This is a genomic window from Bifidobacterium margollesii (assembly GCF_002860355.1).
GTDB lineage: Bacteria > Actinomycetota > Actinomycetes > Actinomycetales > Bifidobacteriaceae > Galliscardovia > Galliscardovia margollesii.
Window position 1 is genome coordinate 75,455 of sequence record NZ_NMWU01000015.1, and the last position, 21,757, is coordinate 97,211.

Below are 21,757 nucleotides of genomic sequence, written 5' to 3' on the forward strand. Positions count from 1 at the left end.
CCTGGTCGTTTTTGCAATGACGATCGTTTGACGATGGCGATTCGACCGGCGATGGCGATTCGGCCGGCGATGGATCCGCGTGCCACGGGGTGAGGGCCCGTCCTCATCGACCATGTCGGTCATGTCGCCGGTCATGCCGTTGTGACGTCATACAAGCGACAACGTCCGCATACCCATACGGTATGCGGACGTTGCTCACGAATCATAGTGAAGCGCCTGCGATTTCCTCAAGTGTGATCACAGGCGCGTGATCACAAAGACGTGATCACTTCGGCCAGTCTCCGCGCTTCGGGGCGCGCGGACGGGGAATGCGCCAGCGACGCATCTGCATCGCACGGCTGGCGGCATACCAGCCGGAACGCATGCCCTTGGACACGGACTTCTCGCCGTACTTGGCGATCAGCTGCTTCCTGAGCTTGCGCCACATCACGAAGGTGTCGATGATCGCCAGAATGAAATAGGCGTACATCACGATCATGATCGGGAAGGTGAGCTGCGGATAGGCGGAGGTGATGAACATCGACACGAACAGCATCACGATGACGAACGGCATCATCCACTCGGCCAGATTCCAACGTGCGTCGATGTAGTCGCGGATGTACACGCGGAAATCAAGACGCTCCGACTTCGGCATGTGCTGCAGGTCGCCGGACTTCATCGCGGCGTATTCCTCATCCTGCTTGGCGCGCAGCTTCTGACGCGCCACCTTGTTGCTCGCCTTGCGGTCCTTGGGCACCAGCGGACGCAGATTGGCCGCCTGGGCATCCTTGCGCTTGGGGGTGGGGCGATTCTTCTTGTCGCTCGGAGCGGCCGGCTGTGCGGTCTGCTGAGCTTGCTCTTCCTTCTTCTCAGAACGATTGAACGGGTTCCATGTCATGCGAACAGGTTACGGTGACGCCTAGACTCGTAACGAGGCGGGAACATACGGAACACTACGGGAAACACCCAAGGAGGGAACATGACGAATACGTCCGTCGAAGAGCTGCGCGCACGCGTCGAAGCGGACTGGCAGCGCGTGGTGAAGGTGCTGGAAGACAAGATTGCGTTGAAGTCGGTCTCCGCGGAAGGCATCACCGGCGAGCATATGAAGCGCTCGGCCCAGTTCGTGGCCGATCTGCTTCGGGACGAAGGCGTGGATGCCCGCGTGGTGCAGTCCGAAAACCCCGACGGCACTCCCGGCGCCTGGGAGGTGGTGGGCTCGCGGATCGTGAACCCCGACGCCCGCACCGTGCTGCTCTACGCCCACCACGACGTACAGCCCGTGCCTGATCCGGCCGAATGGGACACCGATCCGTTCGTCGCCGTCACCAAGGACGACGGCCGCATGTACGGGCGCGGCGCGGCCGACGACGGCGGCGGCATCGCCATCCACTCCGGAGCTCTGCGTGCGCTGGGCGACGACCTCGGCGTGAACATCAAGGTGTTCATCGAAGGCGAGGAGGAGATGGGCTCGCCGAGCTTCATCCCGTTCATCGAGAAGCATCGCGAGGAATTCGAATCCGACGTGATCATCGTGGCCGACTCCGGCAACTGGTCCGCCGAAATCCCCAGTCTCACCACATCCCTGCGCGGCAACACCTGCGTCGACGTGACCGTGAGGGTGCTCGGCCACCCCGTGCACTCCGGACAGTACGGCGGTCCCATCCTCGACGCGAACACGCTCGCGGCGATGCTGATCTCCTCCATGTACGACGCCGAAGGCAATCTCGTGGTGCCGGGCGTGATGGCCGAAGAGCCGATCGGTGGTCTGCAGCGCGACCTCGACGAGGAGACGATCCGCCGTGACGCCGCCGTGACGCCCGGCTACCGCTTCGCCGGCAGCGGATCGATCGCGGGCCGCATGTGGACCAAGCCCTCCGTTACCGTGATCGGATTCGACGCGCACCCGGTGGACGGTTCGTTCAACGTGATCGCCGACTCCGCCCGATTCCGGCTCTCCATGCGCACGTCGCCGAACCAGAAGCCGGCCGAAGCCCAACGGGCGCTCGCCGACTTCCTGAAGGCCAATGCCCCGTTCGGTGCGGAGGTCACTGTCGAAGCGGGTGAGAACGGTCAGGGATGGGCGATGGATCCGGACTCGGCCGTGGTGAAGGACGCCGAAACGGCGCTTGAGCAGGCGTTCGGCGTGGCTCCGGCCAACAAGGGTGAGGGCGGTTCGATTCCGTTCATTCCCGAGCTGCAGCGGCTGTTCCCCGGCGCCCAGGTGCTGGTCACCGGCCCGGAGGATCCGAAGGCCAACGCGCACAGCCCCAACGAGTCGATCGACCTGCCGAGTCTGAAGAAGAACATTCTCGCCGAGGCGCTGCTGCTGGACGGTCTGGCGGAATGATCCGTCTGGCGGAATGATCCGGATGACCGGATAGACCGGATAGTCGTATGGCCGGATAGTCGTATGGCCGTATGGCCGAATGGTCAGGCATTGCGCCAGGCGTCGGTCTCGCCGATACGGGACGACGCCGTCGATGTAGTCAGACCCTCGTGTATCATCGCAGATGACACGGGGGTCTTGTGATTTTCAGCGGCATGCGCATGAACGCGTCCGGGGGGAAACCGCAAGGCTGAGAGGAAGCGCAGCTTCAACCGTATGAACGTATACCGGGTAATGCCGGCGCACGGACGTCGATACATTCTCTTGATCCCGTGCCTTTGACGGAACCTGACGGAACGCGCGCCGCGTTTCGTCCAGAGAGGAAAGGCACAGTTCCATGGCTGAAACAGCAACCAAAGTCAATCTCAAGTGGCGCGTCGTCGACATCGTCGTCGCCTCCATCATCGCGGTCGCATCCGGCGTGATCTTCGCCGGCTGGGATCTGGTCTACAACATTCCGATCACGGCCCTCGACGCCCTGCTTCCCGGCTCCAACGGCCTTGTGGTGGCGTTCTGGCTGTTCGCGGCCCCGCTGGCCGCCATCATCGTTCGCAAGCCCGGCGCGGCTCTTTACGCCGAACTGATCGCGGCCTGCATCGAATACATCGTGGGAGCCGGCGGCGTGTTCGGCATCAGCGGTTCGATCATCATCGGTCTGATCCAGGGCGTGTTCGCGGAGCTCGCCTTCCTGATCGTGCGCTACCGCAAGTGGAACCCGGCGGTCACCATGCTCTCCGGCGCGCTGTCCGCCTTCGGCAACTTCCTGTACACGTTCTCGCCGTTGGGCAGCCGTGTGGCCACCGACATCTTCAGCGTGTACGGCGTGAGCTACTTCTTCTCCACCCTGATCTCCGGTGCGTTCCTGGCCGGTCTGCTCATGTGGTACGTGCAGCGGGCCATCGCGTCCACAGGCGTGCTCGATCGTTTCGAATCCGGTCGCACCAAGACCGCTCTGGTCTGAGACGCTTCGGCATACAGCCGGTCGGTTCATGCCGACCGGCGTTTTCGTTCGAATGCGGATCGGCCCGGGGAAAAACTCGAACGCATCGAAACTTGACGGCATTGAAAGGGATCGGTCGGAATCAGTGACTGAATCAACATTGACGCAATCGGCGTATGAGGCGTATGTCGAGTATGGCAGCACCGTTGCGGTCGGCGTGCAGGCGGAAGACTGGGGCTGGCGTCATTCCACACGCAAGGATTTTGCGTTGCGGCATGTGAACCTCACCATCGAACCGGGGGAGCATGTGCTGCTGCTCGGGGCGTCCGGCGCGGGCAAGAGCACGTTCATGGCGGCCATGGCCGGCGTGCTGGGCAGTGACGACGAGGGCGTGCAGGAGGGTGCGCTCACCGTGGGCGGCGTGGACGCGCCGAAGGCCCGCGGCAAGGCCGGTCTGGTATTGCAGGATCCCGATGCGCAGATCATTCTCGAACGTGCCGGAGACGACGTGGCCTTCGGCTGTGAAAACCTCAATATTCCGCTGGAGGAGACGTGGAGCCGCGTGCGCTCGTCGCTTGACATCGTTGGACTTGAATCGTTGGAATTGACGCATTCCACCAGACATCTTTCCGGCGGTCAGCGGCAGCGGCTCGCACTGGCCGGTGTGCTGGCCATGCGACCGGGACTGCTGCTGCTCGACGAGCCGACGGCGAATCTTGATCCGCCGGGGGTGCGTGAGGTGCATGATGCGGTGAAGCATGTGATCGAATCCACCGGGCAGACCATGGTGGTGGTGGAGCATCACATCGACGTTTGGCTTGATCTGGTGGACCGTGTGGTGGTGCTCGGTGCGGTCGGCGGCGGGCACGAGGGCGGCGTGCTGGCGGACGGTACGCCCGACGAGGTGTTCTCCACGATGGGCGACGTGCTGGCCGAAGGCGGATCATGGGTGCCGGGCCGTGCGATTCCGAGCTTTCCGCCGAAGCGAGGCGGCGGGCACACAGGTCTCGCGAACGTAAGCGGCGCGGAGGATACGACCGATCCGGCAGAATCTGACGACGTCGTACTGTCCACCCGCAATCTGGCCTTCGGACGAAACGGCGTGGCACTGGGCGAACATGTGGATCTCAATTTCCGTCGTGGTGTGATCTATGCGTTGATGGGACCGAACGGTGCCGGCAAATCCACGTTGGCACTCACACTGGCCGGACTGCTCAAACCGGTCGCCGGGCAGGTGCTGATCAGCGAACGGCTGGCCCCGGGCAGGACGTCGCGCGAGCCGATCCATTGGAAGAGCCGGCAGCTGCTCGGCCGCATCGGCATGGTGTTTCAGGAGCCGGAGCATCAGTTTGCGGCCAATACCGTACGCGACGAGGTGGCGATCGGTCCGAAGTCGATGGGTAAAACGCAGGACGAAGCATACGCCATCGCCGACGATCTGCTCGAACGATTGAGACTGGCCCGATTCGCCAAAGGCAATCCGTACACGCTGTCCGGCGGTGAGAAGCGTCGCCTCTCCGTGGCGTCGATGCTGGCCGCGGCACCACGGATACTGGTCATGGACGAGCCGACGTTCGGGCAGGATTTCCGCACCTGGACGCAGATGGTCGAACTGATCGCCGGCATTCGGGATCGCGGGTGCACGGTCATCATGGTGACGCACGACGAAGCGCTGGTGCGTTCGCTGCAGGCCGTGCCGATTCATTTCGGCGTACGGGAACAGGAGGAAAACCGATGACCGATATTCTCGTCACGCCGCCGTCCGCACGCCACGAACAAGCCAGGCCGGCATCGCAGTCATGGTTCATAGCCCAGCTCAATCCGGTCAGCCGCTTCATCTGCCCGCTGGTGATGAGCCTGCCGCTGTTCTCCACGCTCGACGTGGTCTCGGCCTCCACGCAGATCATCCTTTCGGTGGTGCTGCTGTGGATCGCGGGCATCAACCCGCTGGTCATCCTGCGACGTACATGGCCGGTGTGGATCGCCGCCGTCGGCAGCTTCATCCCGATTCTGCTCTACGGTCGCACCAGCGGCGAAGTGTATTTCCACTGGGCTGCCATCGTGGTGAGCGATGGGTCGTTCCATCTGGCCATCGCCACGTTCCTGCGTGTCGTCGCCATCGCCGTGCCCAGCGTGGTCTTCCTGCTCGGCATCGATCCCACCGATCTGGCCGATGGTCTGGTGCAGATCCTGCATCTGCCCGCCAAATTCGTCTACGGTGCTTTGGCGGGAATCCGCATGTTCACCCTGCTTCAGGAGGATTGGCGCGCCCTCGGTCTTTCGAGACGTTCGCGCGGCATAGGCGACGGCAATCCGGTGGGTCGGGTGCTGTCTCAGGCGTTCGCGCTGCTGGTGCTGTCGATCCGACGTGCCACCAAACTCGCCACGGCCATGGAAGCCCGCGGATTCGGCGCCTCCGATACGCGAACGTTCGCCCGCGTCTCCAGCCTGCATCCCATCGACTGGGTGGGGTATGCGATCTCGGTGGTGATTCCCGTCATCTCGGTGGGACTGGCCGTGAAGACCGGGTACTGGAACTTGCCGATGATGTCGACATGATCGACGTGCGCGCGTGTCGTTGGATAACCAAGGAAAGGATCATCATGACCAATCATGTACCCGAGGCCGCGGCCTCGCATAGCGGAGACTGGGCGTTTCTCGGCGCAGAAGCCGGCAGCGTGGCCGATCGGCTGTATATGTCGGCCGCCGAGGAGTGGAACCAGGCCATCAACTCGCGGTTCGTCAACGAGCTGCTGGACGACACCCTGCCCGATCGCGTGCTCGTCTCGTATCTGATTCAGGACTTCAAGTTCTTCAATCAGGGCATCATGGAGCATGCCATCGCTCTGGCCCCCCGCAAGGAGACCAAGGAGATGCTGCGCCGGCAGTCGAAGTTCTTCGCCGATGAGGAAGCGCCGTATTTCACCGATTTCCTCAAGGTCTACCATGTGACCGAAGAGCAATACGAGAACGCTCCGCAGACCCCGGCCAACAAGGAGTACTGCGATTACCTCGCCGAAGTGGTCAACGGCACCTGGGAAGAGCTCATCACCGCCCTGTGCTGTATGGAATGGCTGTATCTCGCCTGGGCCAAGCGAACCGTGGATGCGGGCGTGGTGCAGCAGGTGCCCGCCCACAAGGGCTGGGTCGATCTGCACGAGGGCGAGCTGTTCCGCGCATGGACGGGCCGACTGATCGCGTTGGTCAACGAATACACCAGCGTGGACGGTCCTGAAGCCGAAGTGTTCCGCCGCATCGTGCACCTTGAACGTCGCTTCTTCGAAGACGCCTACGATCTGGCGTGACCCGGGTTGACGGCGGCCTTGCCGTCATGGGTACGGCCTTCCCCTTGAGGGGAAGGTGGCCGGCATGGCCGGTCGGATGAGGTGATTCAGCCCGATCATGATCCACGGTCGGCTCTTTTGTGAAGAATTCGATGGACTGAGGCGCATTTCGCGTCGAATGCGCCTCAGTCCATCAAATCCGAAATCATGACAATCCAAAAACCGCATGATTGCAAGGGTCTTGAAATCACGCGGATCCGATTGCGATGGATTAGACCGAAATCCGCGGTTTTTACAGGCTAGTCCATCGGTGGTCAGCTAATCCTCCATCGATCCCGCCAGCATCATCCCTGATGACGGGCTGGATTGAGTGCGAACGTATATGCTGGATGGATATGCCGGTGAAAGGAGTCGACGATGACCGATGAAGACGCTGCCCAGCCCAATCTGAAGACTTCGCATATGAGATGGATGAAGCCAATTCTTGACGCATTGAAGGAATTGGGAGGGAAAGCGAGCCCTTCGGAAGTGAGAGAGCAGATTGCCGGGGATCTTCATCTGACCCAGGATGAGCTTTCGGCCACTCGAGGGAAGAGAGAAGTCAACAAATTCGGCAATGAAGTTGCATTCGCGCGAAATGCTCTCGTCTTCGGAGGCTATATCGATGGCGGTGAGCGAGGGATCTGGAAGTTGACGAATAAGGGCATAACCGTGGATATGACCGATGAGCTGGCCTCGGATATCATTCGTAAGCTCAACCGATATGGTCGCGACCAACGCGCTCTCAAAACGTCATCGGCCAATGCCGTCGGAGACAGTGGCGTTCCGGAAAAGAGGTACTGGTCGTACCGTCCCGGCTCCGGAGCGAAGAAATGGCAGGAATGCCAGGACGGCTCCGTTATGCTGATCGGGTGGGGAAAGATCGGTGATATTTCACAGTACGACAGTCGGAGTGAGATACAGCAGAGGCTACGGGATTCCTATGAGATGGATGGGATTCCCCGGAATGCGGCCCGCATGCTTTGGCAGTTCGCCAATGACATGAAGCCTGGTGATGTGGTGGTGGCGATTGCAGGCACCAGAACCATTCTTGGTATCGGTGAAGTGCAATCCGATTACGAGCATTATGAGAAAGCCGCCGATGATTTCAATAATGCCCGACAGGTGTCATGGATGACTGTGGATGACGATGACAGCACGCTGCGCTCCGAAAAGCAATTCCATAACAAGACGCTGAACGACATTACACCGAATCTCGATATGGTTCGTCAGATTGACGAACTGATGAATGACGATGGGGAGGAAGGCGATGATGCCTTGATCGTCGAGGAGATTCCGCTTGATCCATACTCGCGTAAGGATTTTCTTAACGAGGTGTATGTCGGTGAGCATACCTACGACAATCTTGTGTCGGCTCTCGAACGAAAGAAGAACATCATTCTGATGGGAGCTCCGGGCGTTGGGAAAACGTTCATTGCCAAACGTCTTGCATATTCCATCATGGGGGAGAAGGATCCGAGTCGGGTGACAATGGTGCAGTTCCACCAGAACTATTCCTATGAGGATTTCATGTTCGGGTACCGGCCGACACCCACTGGCGGTTTTGAACGCAAATATGGAGTCTTCTACGAATTCTGCAAAAAAGCGGAAGAGGATGAAGAGAGGCCATACTATTTCGTCATCGACGAAATCAACCGCGGCAACCTCAGCAAGATCTTCGGTGAGCTGTTCATGCTCATCGAGAACGACAAACGTGGGCTCAGTCTTCGGCTTCCCGATGCGGACGAACTCTTCTCCATACCCGGAAACGTGTTCATCATCGGCATGATGAACACCGCCGACAGAAGTCTGGCGATGATCGACTACGCGCTTCGTCGCCGGTTCGCGTTCGTTGAATTGACTCCCGGATTCGCAACTGCAGGCTTCGGCAAGTATGCGGATTCATTGAACAATGACCGGTTCAACCGGCTTATCGCCGCCGTTGAAACGCTCAACAATGAGATATCGCGGGACGATTCCCTTGGAAAGGGTTTTCGAATCGGACACAGCTACTTCTGCGGATTGAATTCGGAGACGGTAGACGAGCAGTTGCCGCTCATCGTCGAGTATGAACTGATTCCACTGATCGAGGAGTATTGGTTTGATGATCCCGCGAAGGCTGAGGCGGAATCCGAAAACCTGAGGGCTGCCATACGATGACATCTCAGATTCCGGTCAGAAATGTCTACTACATGCTGTCGTATGCATTCCGCTCGCTCCGGGAACAGCAGTATCGAAGGCTGGCCACGGAGCCTTTCGACAATATCGCCGATCTGTGTGCGGCCATCCTCATACAGGGGATGTCGACACAGATCAAGCGGGGGCTCTGCCGGGACTATGTGTCTCATACCGATGAGCTTGCCTCTCCTCGGGGGAGGATCGAGATATCGCGGACCGTTCGTACGGCTTCGCTGTCGCGAAAACGGATTATATGCACGATCGATGATTTCACGGTGGATTCGAAACCGAACCGAATCATCAAATCAACCATGCTGCTGTTGGTTCGCGCCGATATCAATCGGAGTCGGAGATCCCGGCTGTGGGAACTTCTCGCGTGTCTGAGCGATGTTCGTCGAATCGATCTTAGGCGGGCTGATTGGCACATGCGATACGACCGCAATAATGAAACCTATCGAATGTTGATCGGAATCTGCCGGCTCGTCGTCAATGGCCTGTTGCAAGGTTCGCAGTCGGGGAAAACCCTGCTGATGGATTTCCTTGACGATCAGCAACTGCATCAGCTCTATGAGAAATTCCTGTTCGAATACTATGCGCAGGAATGGCGGGATGCCGTCAAGGTCACGCATCATCGCATTCCATGGATGATTGATGAGGATGGGAGCTCCTGCGCCGAGTGCCTTCCGGTCATGCAACCAGACGTCGTGCTGGACGATGGGCATGATGTTTTGATCATCGATGCGAAATACTATACGCACGCTATGCGGCGGCATTTCGACGGGTACAAACTGCATTCCGCGAATCTGTATCAGATGTTCACGTACGTCAAGAACAAATCTGTACAACTCAGTGGAGAAGGGCCTGAACGTATGGTTTCCGGCATGCTGATGTATGCGAAAACGGACGAGGAGCGGCAGCCGAGAGGTGAGTTCCTGATGAACGGTAATCTCATCGCAGTAACCGCCGTGGATCTCAGCCGGGATTTCTCCGATATCGCCCATTGTTTGGATGAAGTGGTCGCTCGATTTTTCCCGGACGCCGTTTCTCGAGGGAAGAAAACACGATAACGAGCATTATCGAGCATCATGAACAAGCAGGACGGAAAAGGCAGGGCGTGGCCGTTGATCGAGAACAGAGGCCACGCCCTGCCTTAGCAGGTGAATCAAGCGGGAACGGTGGGCGAACTCAGGCGATCTGGTCGAGCAGCGTCGGCAGTTCGGCCATCGTGTTGATGACGGCGTCGGCTCCGGCTTCGGTGAACGCAGCCTTGGCCTTGGCGTAGGCTTCGGCCTTGTCGGCCTCGGACAGCGACTCGAACTCCTCCTGGCTCAGCGCCAGCTGGGAGCTGCCTTCCACCACGCCGATGGTGAACACGCCGGCGTTCCTGCCTTCGCGGATGTCGGAAAGCGTGTCGCCCACCTTGGCGGCGGCATGCACGGAGGATACGCCCAGCTGCTCAAGGTTGCGGAAGATCATGTACGGGTAGGGACGGCCGAAACCGTTCGTGCCGTCCGGGCTGATCCAGAAGTCCGGAGCATAGCCGTTCTCCTTGGCCTTCGGCACCACGATGTCCATCATCTTGTCGGTGTAGCCGGTGGTCGAACCGATCTTCAGGCCGGATTCGCGCAGCGCAGCCACCGCGTCGAGCACGCCCGGCTTCGGATCGGCGTAGTTGTCGAGAATGGACAGCAGCTTCGGCTCGAAATGAGCGTACACGTCATCCACATCCTGATCGGTGGGGGCGTGGCCGTGCTCGTCCTCCCAGGCGCGGGCGATGCGCTCCATGTGCAGCATCGTGTTGATGTGATCATGCTTGAGCATGCCCATCGGCTTGCGGGTCTCGTCCATGGTCGGATCGATGCCGAACTCGCGGAACGCCTCCTGGAAGGCGCGGACGGGGGCGAAGCAGCCGTAGTCGACGGTGGTGCCGGCCCAGTCGAAGATGACGGCTTTAAAACGGTTGGTCATAATGGTTCTTCCTTTGTATGTGCTGATTGGTTGTGATGTAACGATTGAGGATGCAACGAACGTGTTGGAATCGGGCCGTTGTCCCTTTCCCGACACACTCAGGGCCGTTCGGCCTCGCTCCGGGGTTTGCTCGCACAGCGTAGCAAACCCCTCCGCTGCCTACGGTCGGGAAAGGAACAACGCCCCTCGTGGATGTGCTTAACCCTTGTTCGTTTTGTCTCGTCCGTTTTGCGGGCCGCGGGCTAGTGCGTGGTCTCAGGCGGCGAGCTTGATGCCCATCGGAGCGGCGTTCTTGATCGGCTCGCCGGCCTTGTCCATCGCGGCGATCGCTGCGGGCACGGAGTCCGAACCGGTGGCGGCCTCAAGCAGACCGCGCTCGCCCATGTACATGGCCAGCAGCTCCGTGACCTTTTCGATATCGTCGGCGTAGATCTCGCCGATGTTGCCCAGGCGGAACGTTTCCTCGTCGGTGAGCTTGCCCGGGTAGATCGCGTAGCCGCGCTCCTTGATGAACTCGTACATGTCGTGGAAGTCGAACGAGGTGCCCTTCGGATACAGGAACGTGGTGATGATCGGGCCCTGATGATCGGCGAGGAACGTGCTGAAGCCCAGCGTCTTCATACGGGCGATCAGCAGATCGTTGTTCAGCTGGTAGCGGGCGGAGCGCACCGGAATGCCACCCTCCTCGAACATCTCGTCGAGCGCCTTCGAGAAGGCGAGCACCACATGGGTGGGGGAGGTGTAGCGCCACTTGCCGTTCGCCTTCTCCAAGGTGTTCCACTGGTCCCACAGGTCGAGCGACAGGCTGCGGGCCTTGCCCCTGGAAGCCTCCAGCTTGGCCCTGTTGCAGATGATGAAGCTGAATCCGGGCACGCCCTGAATGCACTTGTTCGCGGAGGAGACGATGAAGTCGATGCCCCAATCGGCCACCGGAATGTCCACGCCGCCGAAGGAGCTCATGGCGTCCACCATGAACGTCTTGCCGCGGGACTTGACCACCTTGGCCACGGCCTCGATGTCGTTGAGCAGGCCGGACGTGGTTTCGGAGTGGATCATCGAAACGTGGGTGATCGACGGATCGGCGTCAAGATATTCGGCCACCTTCTCGGCGCTGGGAATGCGGTCGTACGGTTCGGCGTACTGCGTATGGGCGATGCCCGCATGCTCGCAGATCTTCACCTGACGGTCTCCGTATGCGCCGTTCGTGCACAGCAGTACCTTCTCGTCCTTGCCGATCACGGAGGTCAGCACGCTTTCCACGCCGAAGGTTCCGGAACCCTGCATCACCACGACCGTGTACTCCTCAGGATCGCAGTGGGCGAGCTCAAGCAGCTGTCGGCGGATCTTCTGCGTGATCTTCTGGTAGTCCTCGTCCCAGGTGCAGTGATCGAACAGCATCTCCTCCTTGACGGTGCGCGTGGTCGTCAGTGGGCCGGGGGTGAGCAGCTTGTATTCGTTGGTCATTGGTGTTCCTTCTCTATTGGGTTGATTGAATTATGGGATGAAAGATCGGGTTCTATGAGAGCGGCGAATGCTGTGACCGTGGGCTGCCGGTATGCTCTGCTCGAATACATTCAGGTCCGTTCGACCCGCTGAGGAGTCTCCTCATGCGGCCGTCTGTCCACGGTCGGGCAGCATAGCTCAAGGATTTGTTGTGACGGGCGGCGGGGTGAGACCCATGCCCGTCACAACAATGGGGGTGTGAGGGTGAGGTGGGTCAGCCTTCCTTGGCGGCTCGCTTGCAGGCTTCGGAGAAGTCCTGATGCTGCTGCAGCAGGTCAACCGTCAGAGGCTTGTCGAAGGTCTTCGGATACTTCGATCCGTTGGCCGGTTCCTGCTCGCCCTGGTACAGCGGGGTCGGGTAGGTCTCCAGCAGTTCCTTGCGGCCCTGGTCGATGATCACACCGGCCATCTTCTGCGCCATCGGGTTGGTCTTGGCGCCCTTGTCGAGCACCGCCACCGACTCTGTCAGCGAGTAGTTGCCTTCGGTCGGATCCACGTAGTCGATCGGCAGACCCTTCTTCTTGTCGGCCGCGGCCTGATGTCTCAGACCGAATCCGACGGCCACCTCGCCCGAGCGCACGGACTTCAGCGGGCCGGAGCCGGACTGTTCGAGATGCGGACCGGCGTTCTTGTAGATGTCGGTCAGGATCTGCTTGCCTTCGTCGCCGGTACCGTAGGCGCCCACGATGGCCTGTACCATCAGCCAGCCGGTGGAGGAGCCTTCCATGTCGGGCACGGAGATCAGTCCCTTGTACTTCGGGTCGGCGAGATCCTTGAAGCTCGTCGGCACGGGTACGCCGGCCTGCTTGATCGCCTCGGTGTTGTAGAAAATCGCGCCCTCCTGAGCGGTGGTGGGGCTACGGTACTTCGGCGCCTTGGTGTTCTCGTTCGTACCGAGCAGCTTCGACTTCACGTCGGTCAGATCGGAGAACATGTGGTTTCGCTGCTCGGCGGAGTCCACGTAGTAGGAGCTCATGGTGAGCATGTCGGCCTCAAGGCTCCTGCCTTCGGCCAGCATCTTGCCGCCCAGCTCGGAGGTGCCGAAGCTCTGCATGATGTACTTGCCCTTGTAGCCGTTGTTGTCGAGCGCATGTTCGAATGCGGCCACGGCCTCGTCGTCGGCGTTCGTGTAGATCACGACCTGCTGGCTTGCGGCGGCGGTGCCGGAGAAGGCGCCGAAGCCGAAGGCCACGAGGATCGCTGCCACCACACCGGAGGCAATGCCGGTCACCACGTTGCGGCCGTGGGAGCGCGGGTTGATCGGCGGCAGGGCGAAGCTGCCGGCGGCGATCTGTTCGGCGCTCTTGCGCGCACCCTGCTTCACCGTCGCGGCCGCGGCCTCGGTGGCCTTGGCCTTGATCGGCTTCTTGCGGGTGGCAAGGGCGATCAGGCCCTTGACCACAAGGTTGGTCACGAGGATCAGCAGTGAGAGGGTGAAGATGTCGTCGAACTTGGCGAGGTGCTGCAGGGCGGAGATCTTGGTGGTGATCACCTGGGTCTTCGCGCCGGTGAGGAACACCACCGCGGAGATGGTGACCATCGCGTTGACGAAGTAGTAGCCGAACACCTGCAGCACGGTGGGCCATGCGTTCGGCGTGACCACGCGAACGATGGTCTTGAACCAGCTGTCGCCCATGAGCTTGGCGGTGGTCTCCCACGAGGCGTTCATCTTCGAGAGCGAGTCCTTCATCATCTGGTACGGGGTGGCGAAGTAGTGGATCATGTTCGCGATGATCAGGATCCAGAAGGTGTTCTGCATCGGCGTGCCGCTGAACGTGAACAGGAACGCGATGCCGAGCACCATGCCGGGCACGGTGTTGATGATCGAGCTGATCGAATCGACGAAGCGCTTGGCCGCGGCCGGCAGCTTGGATCGCGAGGTCACCAGCGCGGCGGCGTAGGCGAACAGGCAGCCGAGGATGGCGGTCATCACGGCCACGTACAGCGAGTTGGTGAACACGGCGGTCAGTTCGGAATCCGCGAACACGCCGGTGATGTGGCTCAGCGTGAAGTTGAGCTTGAACGGCCACATCTCCACGAACGGGATGAGCAGGATCACGGCGAACACGGAGAGCACGCACACCAGCACGACCACGGAGGCGATGGCGCAGAACAGATCACGCTTCTTGCCTTCGGGAAGGTCGATCTGCGAGACCTTGGAGTAGCGGATTGAGTACCGTTCCAGAATCGTCATCAGGATGATCGAGATGATCGACGGGATGAGCATGAACACGGCGATCACGGCACCACGGTTGAAGTTCGGGATCGAGCCGAGCATCTGGTTGAACAGGGTCATGGCCAGCACGTCGTAGGTGCCGCCCACAGAGGTCGGAATACCGTAATCGGTGAAGCTCAGGAAGAAGCTTTGGATGAACGCGACGCACATCGTGCCGATGAGCGGGCGCACGGTGGTGACGAAGAACGTCTTGAGGTGGCTGTCGCCCATGATGTGCGAGACGATGATGAACTTCTTGTCGACGAACTGGAAGCTGTTGTTGATCAGCAGGAAGCAGGTCGGCAGCGTGTAGATCACGTAGCCGATGAGCAGGCCGTTGAAACCGTAGATGTCGAACAGCTGGTGTCCGAACAGCTTGGTGATCAGACCTTCCTTGCCGAAGGAGTAGATGATGGCGAAGCCGTAGGTGATGGTCGGCAGCAGCATCGGCACCTGGGTGAGCAGGGCGATGGCCTTCTTGAACTTCGGCGGCAGGTTGGTGCAGTTCACCGCGTAGGCGAGCAGGAAGGCCAGCAGCATGGCGACCAGTGCGGCCGCGGCTGCCACCTTGAGGCTGTTGAGCACGGAGGTGAGGAATTCGGGCCGGGCGAGGATCGCCGCGTAGTTGCTCATCGTGGCCGCGCCGTCACCGGTCTGGAACGACTTGGCGAGCACGATCACCATCGGGATCACGAGGAAGATGGCGAAGATCGCGGTGACTGCGACGAGAATGGCGGTCAGCTCCGGCTGACGGGGTTTGGACGGTCGGTTTTCGTGGTTCTTGATCTCAGGCGCGATGTTGGGCAGCTGCTTGCCCGCCTGAATGGATTCGACGCTCATGGGGGATCAGGCCTCCTGACCGGCGAGGGCGGGCTGCTTGGCGGCGTTGGCGTCGCCTTCGTTGAACAGGGAGTAGATGTTGTTGCGCTTGACTTCCAGCTGGTGGAGGATGAACTTGCGCACGAATTCGCTGGCCGGGTGGTGGATGATGTCGTCCGGGCTGGCGAACTGGGCGATCTTGCCCTGGTTGAGGATCAGCACCTTGTCGCTCATCGTGCAGGCCTCTTCAGGATCGTGGGTCACCATGATCGTGGTGAGGTTGTACTGGTTCACGATCTGCTTGATCTTGGCCTTGATCGACTCCTTGATCACGCCGTCGAGGGCGGAGAGCGGCTCGTCGAGCAGCAGCAGCTTCGGCTTCATCACCAGCGTGCGGGCGAGGGCCACGCGCTGCTTCTGACCGCCGGAAAGCTCGTCGATCTTCTTGTTGAGATGCTCTTCGAGGCCGAGCAGGCTGATCATCTCCTTGATCTCCTGTTCGGTGGAGATGCCGGGGTTGTTCTTCAGACCGTAGGTGATGTTCTCGTAGGCGTTGAGATTCGGGAACAGGGCGTAGTCCTGGAACACGATGTTGAATCCGCGCTTTTCCATCGGCACGTTGGTGAGGTCCTCGTTGTTGTAGAGGATCTGGCCGCTGGTCGGCTGCGAGATGCCGAGGATGATGTTCAGCAGCGTGGTCTTGCCGCCGCCGGAAGGGCCGAGGATCGACATGATCTGACCATCCCCAATGGTCAGAGAGATGCCGTTGAGGACGTGGGTGTCCCCGAAGGATTTGGTGATGTTCTTCAATTCCAGCATGATATCTGCCTTCTGCCGGGCGCTGCATGCCCAGCTGTTGGTGTTGCTTACACAGGTGATATTCAGTTATGGGATTCAGTTATGTAGAAGAATCGGGAATCCCGATACCGCTGGGCCTTCCGCCTTCCGATAAAAATTGTTCCACCGTAACGGCTGAGGAGAAGAGGCTGCTGTTGAAGTGTTCAGTAAACCAAAGTGAATAATAAGAAAAATTACGTAGCTGTAGAGTAGTTCTGTAGTTTGCGGCACCTCATCCGACCGGCTTCGCCGGCCACCTTCCCCTCACAGGGGAAGGCCGAAGGGGCGGGTTCCGGTGGTCGTTGCAACACCCGGTGATCCGAAAGGGGATTCCCGGATGGGCGATTGGGTATTCGAGTGCGTGTGAGCCGTGCGGTTTGGAGTTCGTGGGGCTTCCCCTTGAGGGGAAGCTGGCAGCCGCAGGCTGACTGATGAGGTGCTGTCGGTTGATGGGGTGCGGCTGATTGTTGGGCTTCCCCTTGAGGGGAAGCTGGCAGCCGCAGGCTGACTGATGAGGTGATGAACGAGGCATGAGACGTGCGAACCAGCGAAGAAACGGTGACCAAGCATTGTGCCCGCCTGTCGGCCTTGGTTTGTTGGCTCGCCTGTCGGCTGTTCCGTAGGTGCTCGCCTGTCGGCGAGCCTGGACCCTAAAAACGCCGCCGGCGTTTTCTTGACGGGTCCAGCACAAACGCCTCTGGCGTTTTCTTAACGGGTTCAGCCCTGAAAGACGCGGTCTCGGATGTAGCGGCCGGAATCGTCGAGCGCCGAGGAATAGCGCGTGTAGTCGCTGAGGATCACGCCCATGTACAGCATGTCCACGATGGCGATGTGCGAAACCCGCGAGAAGATCGCATTGCCGTAGATGGTGCGCTCGCCGCGGCCCGCGTACAGGCACACGTCGGCCCAGTTGGACAGCGGCGTACCGTTGAAGTTGGTGATCGCGATGGTTTTGGCGCCCTGATTGCGGGCAAGACGCAACGCGCGCACGGTGTCGTCGGAACTGCCGGAATAGGAGAACGCCACGGCCACGTCCTGATCGGTCAGATGTCCGGCGCTGATCCGCTGCATGTAGGCGTCGGTGTTCATGCGGCACTGCAATCCCAAATATCCGAGCTTGATGTTGAGATCGGTGGCGGGCACCACGGAGTTCTCCACACTGTAGATGTCGATGACGCGCGCCCCGCCGATCAGATTCACGGCCTTGCGGAAATCCTTGGTGGACAATGATTCGAGCAGCTCGTCGAGCATGCTTTTCGCGCCCGCCGCGGCGCGTGCGGGAATCTCATCCACGTTGTCCCACGGATGAAGGTCGAAACCATCAAGCGGATCGAACGACTGCGGGCTTTCGGTCGGATGATTGAACGTGTATCGCAGATCACGATATCCGGTGAATCCGAGCTTGCGGGCAAAACGGATCACCGTGGGCTGACTTACACCCGCCTTGTCGGCGAGGTCGGAGACGGTCATCGACGCCACGTCGTCGTAATGGTCACGGATATAGGTCGCCACCATACGCTCCGCAGGGCGAAGCGAAGCGTAGATGTTGCCGATTCGTTGACGTATATCGACGGGAATGCCCACGCGGATCCCTCCATCATCGCTGCAAGACAATTCGGAAGCTACCACACAAAATCTAATGCAACGAAACCGACGGAGAAAACCGGTGGGCTGACGTGAAGATGAACGAGAGATGAAATTCGTAAGGCCGCGGCGGGATCAGCGACGGTTCAGCGGGGCGAGTTCGAACACTTCGTCGGACTGCCTGGCCACATCGGGGCTGTGCGTGACGATGATCACGCATTTGCCTTCGTCATGAGCCAGATCCCGGAAAATGCGCATGATGTCGTCCTGCGTATCCAGATCGAGGTTGCCGGTGGGCTCGTCGGCGATGATCACATCCGGTCCGTAGCTCAGCGCGCGGGCGATGGCCACACGCTGCTGCTCGCCTCCGGAAAGATGCAGGATCCGCTCGTTCGCATACTCCTCGGCAAGCCTCACCTTAGCCAGAAGACCCCGAACGATTTCGGGTTTCGGTCGTTCGAAGCTTTTGCCGCTGGCATCCATCGACAGGATGATGTTCTCCTCCACGGTGAGCGACGGCAGCAGATTGAAGCTCTGGAAGATCACCCCGACGTCATGACTGCGAAAGTCATACCTGTCGGTCTGCCTCAGATCGGCGCCCTTGTACAGAATCCTTCCCTCGGTGGGGCTGGTGAGCCCCGAAAGCAGCGACAGTACGGTGGTCTTGCCGGCTCCGGACGGACCGGTGATGGCGTGTACCTTACCGGCTTCGAACGCATGGCTCAGACCGTGGATCACCTTCTTGCCGCCCTTGGTGTAGGAGTAGGAGACGTTGTCAAGCGCCAGTACAGCCTGAGACCCGGATTCGACGGTCCTGCCGCCATCCGCGGCGTTCCGTTCCGAATTCCGTGGTCTTGCCGCCGTCGCCTCGGTGGTTTCCGGTGCAACGGTTTCCTGTTCGGTTGTCATGATGGTTCCTTTCGTATTCGTATGGCGTTCCATGTTCGTGACGATGACGGATGACCTGCCACGATCCATCAGGATCGATCCGCCAGAATCTGCAACGGCTCGTATCGGATCACCGAAATGATGCCGGCCAATGCCGAAATCAAGGTGAGCAGCAGTCCGATGCCGATCATCTCGGTCACGATCCTGAAGTTCACCGTGGCGTTCACTGTGCTGACGTAATCAACCGCGCGCTGCATGCCGCCCGGGCCGCGGCTGTTCGACGGCTGGGCCTCGGTGGAACCGGTATCCGTGGAATCGGAGCTGCCGGAATCGGACGAGCCTGAGGATTCGGTGTCATCGGCATCGGAATTCGAGGAGGTCTGCCCGGCCGGACCGCCCATGTTCGCGTTCCGCCCGAACTGAGCCTGCTGCGACTGTGCCTCGGACTGCTGCGAGGAGATCTGCTGCGCCAACAGCTGATTCGAGACTGGCACCGATGCGGCGGCGCCCCCGGCCACGCCAAGCGCGATGCCGATCATCGTCACGATCAGCAGCTCGATGGCGAACTGGGCGGCCACCTTCGCCTTCTTCACGCCGATGGCCGTCAGCACGCCCACCTCGTATTTGCGCTCGCGGATGTTGAACAGATTGATCACGATCAGCACCACGGCACCCACAGCCAGCACGATGACGAGCAGCGTCAGCGCGAATTTGGCGAGATTGTCGAGCGGCACCAGGGAGGATTCGTAGCTCTCCACGTCGGACGACTGCACGGTGTAGGTGTCGTCGAGACCGGCCTTGGCCACATCCTTGGCGAAGGTCTCATAGTCGTCCTTGCTGCCGAGCACGTAGGTGAAGTTCAACTGGGTTGCCGCGGTCGTCGCCTCCGAGGAGGAATCCGAGGATGATGCGGCCGTGGCGGTGGTATCGGAATCAAGGCCGAGCGACTTGAGCGTGGAGACGGAGGTGTAGATCGCGTTGGCGGCGTCCTGGCTGGTGCCTCCCATCGGACCGGTGGTTGTGGTGTTCTCGCTGGTGGAGTTCTTGTAGATGCCGACGATCTTCAGCTTGTAGGTGGTGGACTCGTCGGACGGATTGGTGACGGTGATGGTGTCGCCGACGGAGAGATCGTTGAAATCGGCCAGCGATTTCGAGATGATCGCTTCGCCGTTGCTGGCCGAATCGTAGCCGAAGACCTCACCGTCCACCATGGTGAACGAGCCGTTTCGGGCGTTGGCCACGGCGGTGTCGGAGGAGAAGCCGGTCAGGGAGAAGTCGCCTTGGACCATACCCCGGTCGCCTTGGCCGTTTTCGTCGCCCGGGCCGGGCTGGCCGTTCTGGTCGCCGCCGTTGCGGGTTTCGGACGAGGCGGAATCCGAAGTCGAATCGGAGCTGCTGGAGCCGCTGGAATTGGATGTGCTGCTTTCCACGGGCTGGAAGTCGTCGGTGGCGCTCACCGAGGTTTCCTCGGTGTAGTAGGTGCTTACCTTGACGCTGGACGCTTTGGCGTATTTGAGATAGTCGCTCAGGGTGAGCGAACTCTGATCGAGAGCCGAACGCATGGCGTCGAAGTCCGGTTTGCCGTCGGAGTCGGAGGAGCTGGACGAGGAGCTGCGGGCCTCGCTCATCAGCTTTTCGCGGTCCACGCTGATCGTGGCCGTCACCGTGGTGTTCTGCAGACCTTCGTCCCGTGCCGTCTGCGCGGCGTCGCGTATGGACAGTCCTATGGTGGCCGCCGCGGCGATGATCGCCACGATGATGACGATGAGGATGTTGCGCCCCTTGTTTCTCGTCACCGATCTCCAGGCGTTCCTGAGAATGAACATGATCGTCCTTTGCTGGTATCGATTTCGTATTGGTTCGCGACGCGATGCTCTTCGCCCGCGTGCTATGCGATGGTCATTTCCGAGAATCGTTCGCCGTGGTGGAAGATCTCTGGTCTGCGGCTCGAAGTGTTCGGGCAGAAACGGGGCAATTGCCAGAAAGAAAGCTGGACGTTCACTGATCGCCGTGTTGCGCATCGATGCCGCTAGCATGGAACGCATGGTTGATACGTATGGCATTCTGTATGATGAAACGCTTGATAATCCCGAAGCCACGCGCATCAGGCGTGTGGCCGAACTCATGAGGAACCGCGGGCGTCGAAAGGCCGGCAAGTTCATCATCGAGGCGCCGCAGGCCGTGCGCGAGGCCCTGCGGTATCGGACGGATCTGGTGGAGGATCTCTACCTTGAGGTGGACGATGAGGGTGCGCCGATCAGCGAGCGTGCGGGCGAGATCGAACGCGAGATTCTGTCGGGTACCCCCGAACGGGTGCCGCAGGGCGTGCAGCGGGTGTTCATCCATCATGTCTCCTCGCGTGTGATGACCTCGATCAGCACGGACGCGCAGGGCATCTTCGCCATCGCGGACATGGGCGATCTTGTCGGCTCGCTTGCTGACTTCTCGCTCTACGGCACGCTGGGACGTTCCGCTGGCGAACGCGGCCGGCGGGGCGAGACGGGTGCGCCGATGGTCGCCGCGTTCTGGCAGGTGCGGGATCCGGGCAACGCCGGCACGGTGATCCGTACGGCCGATGCCGCGGGCGTGGACGCCGTGGTGCTGGTCGACGACTGCGTCACCCCGTACAGTCCGAAGGTCATTCGTTCCACCGCCGGTTCGCTGTTCCACGTTCCGGTGCTGCGCGCTTCCGCCGATGAGTTCTTCGAATGGTGTGCGGACAGCGGTTTGACCACCCTCGCCGCCGACGTGTACGGCACCGAATCGTCGCATCCCACGCCACTGCCCGAACTGATCGCCGATCATGCGGCTGCCGGGCACTCGGGCAGGGCGATCCTGTTCGGCAATGAGGCGAGGGGTCTGGAGGACGACATCCTTGATCGGTGCAACGGCATCGTCTCCATTCCGATCTACGGGAAGGCGGAGTCGCTGAACCTCGCCACCAGCGCCTCGGTGCTGCTCTATTCGCTGGCCATGCACGACCGTATGGCCTGAGTGCATGAATGCCGTCCCCGGTAACCGCCTGCCTGTGATCGCACCGGCTATGTCGAGTCATATGGGGACAATGTGAGATTGGTGTTTCGCACGGGGACCGGCCGTCTCAGCGCGAAAATGTTGTAAGCAAACGTTGTTAT

General features: G+C 60.4%; 16 protein-coding genes. 8 read left to right on the top strand and 8 right to left on the bottom strand.

The features are described from left to right. Window positions 1-265 precede the first annotated feature (265 nt). Window positions 266-877 (bottom strand): DUF3043 domain-containing protein, encoded by a 612-nt coding sequence (locus Uis1B_RS04930; protein WP_101616150.1) that lies wholly within the window; start codon window positions 875-877, stop codon window positions 266-268. An 81-nt stretch (window positions 878-958) separates the two neighbouring features. Here Uis1B_RS04930 and Uis1B_RS04935 point away from each other — a divergent pair, with 81 nt between their 5' ends. The 7 genes from Uis1B_RS04935 (at window position 959) to mcrC (ending at window position 9,876) form a co-directional block, all read left to right on the top strand. Continuing rightward, a complete protein-coding gene (locus tag Uis1B_RS04935; RefSeq protein ID WP_101616153.1) occupies window positions 959-2,329 on the top strand; it encodes a dipeptidase in 1,371 nt (456 codons plus the stop codon). A gap of 376 nt (window positions 2,330-2,705) precedes the next feature. Next, on the top strand, window positions 2,706-3,329 hold the full coding sequence (locus tag Uis1B_RS04940; RefSeq protein ID WP_101616154.1) for an ECF transporter S component: 624 nt from the start codon (window positions 2,706-2,708) through the stop codon (window positions 3,327-3,329). 196 nt (window positions 3,330-3,525) lie between these two features. After that, window positions 3,526-5,046: an ABC transporter ATP-binding protein gene (locus Uis1B_RS04945; RefSeq protein ID WP_243390265.1), complete on the top strand. Its 1,521-nt coding sequence runs from the start codon at window positions 3,526-3,528 to the stop codon at window positions 5,044-5,046. After that, on the top strand, window positions 5,043-5,867 hold the full coding sequence (locus tag Uis1B_RS04950; RefSeq protein WP_101616156.1) for an energy-coupling factor transporter transmembrane component T family protein: 825 nt from the start codon (window positions 5,043-5,045) through the stop codon (window positions 5,865-5,867). Before Uis1B_RS04945 ends, Uis1B_RS04950 begins: the two co-directional genes overlap by 4 nt. A 44-nt stretch (window positions 5,868-5,911) precedes the next feature. Next, window positions 5,912-6,613, top strand: coding sequence for a TenA family protein (locus Uis1B_RS04955; protein ID WP_101616224.1), 702 nt, complete (start codon window positions 5,912-5,914; stop codon window positions 6,611-6,613). A 396-nt stretch (window positions 6,614-7,009) separates the two neighbouring features. Continuing rightward, a complete protein-coding gene (locus Uis1B_RS04960) occupies window positions 7,010-8,791 on the top strand; it encodes an AAA family ATPase (protein ID WP_101616158.1) in 1,782 nt (593 codons plus the stop codon). Beyond that, window positions 8,788-9,876 (top strand): 5-methylcytosine-specific restriction endonuclease system specificity protein McrC, encoded by a 1,089-nt coding sequence (gene mcrC, locus Uis1B_RS04965; RefSeq protein ID WP_101616161.1) that lies wholly within the window; start codon window positions 8,788-8,790, stop codon window positions 9,874-9,876. Before Uis1B_RS04960 ends, mcrC begins: the two co-directional genes overlap by 4 nt. A 118-nt stretch (window positions 9,877-9,994) precedes the next feature. On the opposite strand, the gene phnX is transcribed toward mcrC, so the two are convergent. The 7 genes from phnX to Uis1B_RS05000 form a co-directional block, all read right to left on the bottom strand. Beyond that, complete coding sequence (phnX, locus tag Uis1B_RS04970; RefSeq protein ID WP_101616163.1) at window positions 9,995-10,777, bottom strand: phosphonoacetaldehyde hydrolase; 783 nt, start codon at window positions 10,775-10,777, stop codon at window positions 9,995-9,997. A gap of 255 nt (window positions 10,778-11,032) precedes the next feature. Then, a complete protein-coding gene (locus tag Uis1B_RS04975) occupies window positions 11,033-12,241 on the bottom strand; it encodes a 2-aminoethylphosphonate--pyruvate transaminase (RefSeq protein WP_101616164.1) in 1,209 nt (402 codons plus the stop codon). Window positions 12,242-12,494: 253 nt separating this feature from the next. Beyond that, window positions 12,495-15,335 (bottom strand): extracellular solute-binding protein, encoded by a 2,841-nt coding sequence (locus tag Uis1B_RS04980; protein ID WP_101616167.1) that lies wholly within the window; start codon window positions 15,333-15,335, stop codon window positions 12,495-12,497. Between the two features lie 6 nt (window positions 15,336-15,341). Continuing rightward, entirely contained in the window at window positions 15,342-16,133 is a 792-nt protein-coding gene (locus tag Uis1B_RS04985) for an ABC transporter ATP-binding protein (protein WP_101616169.1), read from the bottom strand. 735 nt (window positions 16,134-16,868) lie between these two features. Next, window positions 16,869-17,735 (bottom strand): MurR/RpiR family transcriptional regulator, encoded by an 867-nt coding sequence (locus Uis1B_RS04990; protein ID WP_101616171.1) that lies wholly within the window; start codon window positions 17,733-17,735, stop codon window positions 16,869-16,871. A 135-nt stretch (window positions 17,736-17,870) separates the two neighbouring features. Further along, window positions 17,871-18,644: an ABC transporter ATP-binding protein gene (locus Uis1B_RS04995; RefSeq protein ID WP_101616226.1), complete on the bottom strand. Its 774-nt coding sequence runs from the start codon at window positions 18,642-18,644 to the stop codon at window positions 17,871-17,873. Window positions 18,645-18,712: 68 nt separating this feature from the next. Beyond that, a complete protein-coding gene (locus Uis1B_RS05000) occupies window positions 18,713-20,449 on the bottom strand; it encodes an ABC transporter permease (RefSeq protein WP_165782741.1) in 1,737 nt (578 codons plus the stop codon). Window positions 20,450-20,666: 217 nt separating this feature from the next. On the opposite strand from Uis1B_RS05000, the gene Uis1B_RS05005 reads away from it, so the two are divergent. Beyond that, window positions 20,667-21,617: a TrmH family RNA methyltransferase gene (locus Uis1B_RS05005; protein ID WP_101616173.1), complete on the top strand. Its 951-nt coding sequence runs from the start codon at window positions 20,667-20,669 to the stop codon at window positions 21,615-21,617. Window positions 21,618-21,757: the final 140 nt, after the last annotated feature.

Bases quoted from the DNA above. Each gene is read 5' to 3' on its own strand.
- mcrC (WP_101616161.1), top strand. From the start codon at position 8,788: ATGACATCTCAGATTCCGGTCAGAAATGTCTACTACATGCTGTCGTAT.
- Uis1B_RS04950 (WP_101616156.1), top strand. From the start codon at position 5,043: ATGACCGATATTCTCGTCACGCCGCCGTCCGCACGCCACGAACAAGCC.
- Uis1B_RS04935 (WP_101616153.1), top strand. From the start codon at position 959: ATGACGAATACGTCCGTCGAAGAGCTGCGCGCACGCGTCGAAGCGGAC.
- Uis1B_RS04955 (WP_101616224.1), top strand. From the start codon at position 5,912: ATGACCAATCATGTACCCGAGGCCGCGGCCTCGCATAGCGGAGACTGG.
- Uis1B_RS05005 (WP_101616173.1), top strand. From the start codon at position 20,667: ATGGTTGATACGTATGGCATTCTGTATGATGAAACGCTTGATAATCCC.
- Uis1B_RS04940 (WP_101616154.1), top strand. From the start codon at position 2,706: ATGGCTGAAACAGCAACCAAAGTCAATCTCAAGTGGCGCGTCGTCGAC.
- Uis1B_RS04985 (WP_101616169.1), bottom strand. From the start codon at position 16,133: ATGCTGGAATTGAAGAACATCACCAAATCCTTCGGGGACACCCACGTC.
- phnX (WP_101616163.1), bottom strand. From the start codon at position 10,777: ATGACCAACCGTTTTAAAGCCGTCATCTTCGACTGGGCCGGCACCACC.
- Uis1B_RS04960 (WP_101616158.1), top strand. From the start codon at position 7,010: ATGACCGATGAAGACGCTGCCCAGCCCAATCTGAAGACTTCGCATATG.
- Uis1B_RS05000 (WP_165782741.1), bottom strand. From the start codon at position 20,449: ATGTTCATTCTCAGGAACGCCTGGAGATCGGTGACGAGAAACAAGGGG.
- Uis1B_RS04975 (WP_101616164.1), bottom strand. From the start codon at position 12,241: ATGACCAACGAATACAAGCTGCTCACCCCCGGCCCACTGACGACCACG.
- Uis1B_RS04930 (WP_101616150.1), bottom strand. From the start codon at position 877: ATGACATGGAACCCGTTCAATCGTTCTGAGAAGAAGGAAGAGCAAGCT.
- Uis1B_RS04995 (WP_101616226.1), bottom strand. From the start codon at position 18,644: ATGACAACCGAACAGGAAACCGTTGCACCGGAAACCACCGAGGCGACG.
- Uis1B_RS04980 (WP_101616167.1), bottom strand. From the start codon at position 15,335: ATGAGCGTCGAATCCATTCAGGCGGGCAAGCAGCTGCCCAACATCGCG.